This window comes from Pseudomonadota bacterium, assembly GCA_039024915.1.
Lineage (GTDB): Bacteria > Pseudomonadota > Alphaproteobacteria > Rhizobiales > MH13 > MH13.
In genome coordinates this window covers 1-1,848 of the sequence record JBCCPK010000031.1, presented here as the reverse complement: position 1 = coordinate 1,848, position 1,848 = coordinate 1, and the positions used below count along the sequence as shown (strand labels likewise).

Sequence of the window (1,848 nt, the reverse complement as noted above, 5' to 3'; positions counted from 1 at the left end):
CGCTGATTCATTTGCTCATACTTGGCCTGAGTCCATTCCTCGCCGGGCTCCATGTCAACTTCGCGCGCGGGCCCGCCGGCGGTGGCTTCGACACCGGTCACCAGCCCGTAGGGCCGAAAGCGTTCGTCGATTTGAAACTGGTTCGACTGTCCTGAAGGATGAAAGCCCAGCATGTTGTTGGCTTGCATGGCTTCGCGGGTCATCAGACTGAGCTGCACTTGCTGGTGTAACGGAAAAGCGGCTTGGTCAAAGCCCTGATTATGTGGATAGGCCTGTTCGATATCGCCCTGATGCCACTTGCCGACATGCGATGTATTGTAGCCTGAGTCCCTCAGGATTTCCGCAATCGTCACCTCTTCCGCCGACAAGCCTTCGCCCACAAGCGCCACCTTTACTTCCGTGACTCCAGCGCGAACCGGATGACGCCCCGTGAGCATCGCCGTGCGCGTGGGCGTGCAGGAGGGCTCCGTATACATCCGCATCAGCGACATGCTGTCTTCCGCGAACTGGTTGATATTGGGCGTATCAAAGCCAGTCACGTAGTTCATCTTTCGGCTACCCATCTGGCCGAAACTGACATCGTCGATCAGGACATAGAGAATGTTGGGCGGCTGGCCCCCATTGGCCTCGTAGATCTCAGCCAAACGTGCATCGATTTCCACATCCTGCGCGTCCCATTGCTCACCGAACTGGGCGCGCAAAAACTCGAACTCGCCGTCGTGAACAATTGGGTCCTGGGCGGCAGCGGTCGTGGCCCATGCGAGTGCCCCGAGCGCGATAGTGAAACGTCTCATTGTCAATCCTTCAGATGTGAGGTGTCTTGATCCTTAACCTCTGCCGTTCGGCAAAAGGTCAGCGAGTTGAGCAGCAGATGGTGGCAAAGCGCGGACAGAGATGTCTTTCGCGCTTCAGCCAGGTCTTTGAGGGAGTGGAACTCAGACCGGGTGACCATAAAAACCACCCGATGGTCCCGGCGATGGCTATCGGGCAGTTGCGGGCGTCCTCCTCGTGCGGAGGCCTCGTGGTCATTCATCACCCCATCCTTCTTGATTTTGCATGCAAACAAGCAGATGCTCGATCAGCGCCACATCAAAAATTTGTCAGGTGTCCGACAGGAATGGTGACGACAGAGACTTTTTCAGGCCAGCTCAATGAGCCGAATGAGATCGGGCTTTTGACGCCGTGGGAGTTGGATTTTCGTCAGATCGGGGTCGGATCGGGCCAAACACCCGTCACCATTCGCTCTGGACCGGTGCTGTCCGCCTTGTCCTTGCATATGGATTGCAGAGTGCATCAGGTTGGCACCTCGCCAGAGGCCATGGTGACCTTTGGTGTGCCTTTGTCGCAGAGTCTGTGCGGGTGGATGGGGTCGCGTGTTCCCGAAGACTTCATTCTTTGTTTTGGGTCTGGCCACGAATTCGATGGTGTCACAGAGAAGGGGTTTCGTGCCGTCACGCTGAGCCTGAGGCAAACCGACTTCGAAATGCTCGCGGAGGATTTCGGCCTCGATGTGCCGGACCATGCCTTCGTTCCGGAGATACTCGATCTCACCGCCCGAAAACGGCTTTTCAGGATGATGTCCAGCCAGGCCGCCCGCTACGCGGATGCGCGGGAACCGGAAGCCGATCTTGGAACCGACGAGGAGCTTGTGCTGTCGATGCTTCTGGCGACGTCCAGCGCGCGGGTATTAGGGTCCGCAGGCAACGAGAACGAACGCAACAAGGTGCTGCGCCGCGCGATGGAGATCATCGAAGCGGAGTCGGAAGACCCCATAACGGTCCGGGATTTGTGCAAGCGGTGCCAGACGTCATGGTCGACGCTTCATCGTGCCTTCACGGATCGCTTCGG

3 protein-coding genes are annotated in these 1,848 nt (G+C 57.8%); 1 reads left to right on the top strand and 2 read right to left on the bottom strand.

Features of this window, described 5'->3' with window-relative positions:
- On the bottom strand, positions 1 to 794 hold a 794-nt coding region (locus AAF739_18115; protein ID MEM6384584.1), incomplete at its 3' end, for a sulfatase-like hydrolase/transferase.
- A 2-nt stretch (positions 795 to 796) separates the two neighbouring features.
- Positions 797 to 1,033 (bottom strand): hypothetical protein, encoded by a 237-nt coding sequence (locus tag AAF739_18110; protein ID MEM6384583.1) that lies wholly within the window; start codon positions 1,031 to 1,033, stop codon positions 797 to 799.
- An 84-nt stretch (positions 1,034 to 1,117) separates the two neighbouring features.
- Between AAF739_18110 and AAF739_18105 the strand changes: the two genes are divergently transcribed.
- On the top strand, positions 1,118 to 1,848 hold a 731-nt coding region (locus tag AAF739_18105), incomplete at its 3' end, for a hypothetical protein (GenBank protein ID MEM6384582.1).

Bases quoted from the DNA above. Each gene is read 5' to 3' on its own strand.
- AAF739_18110 (MEM6384583.1), bottom strand. From the start codon at position 1,033: ATGAATGACCACGAGGCCTCCGCACGAGGAGGACGCCCGCAACTGCCC.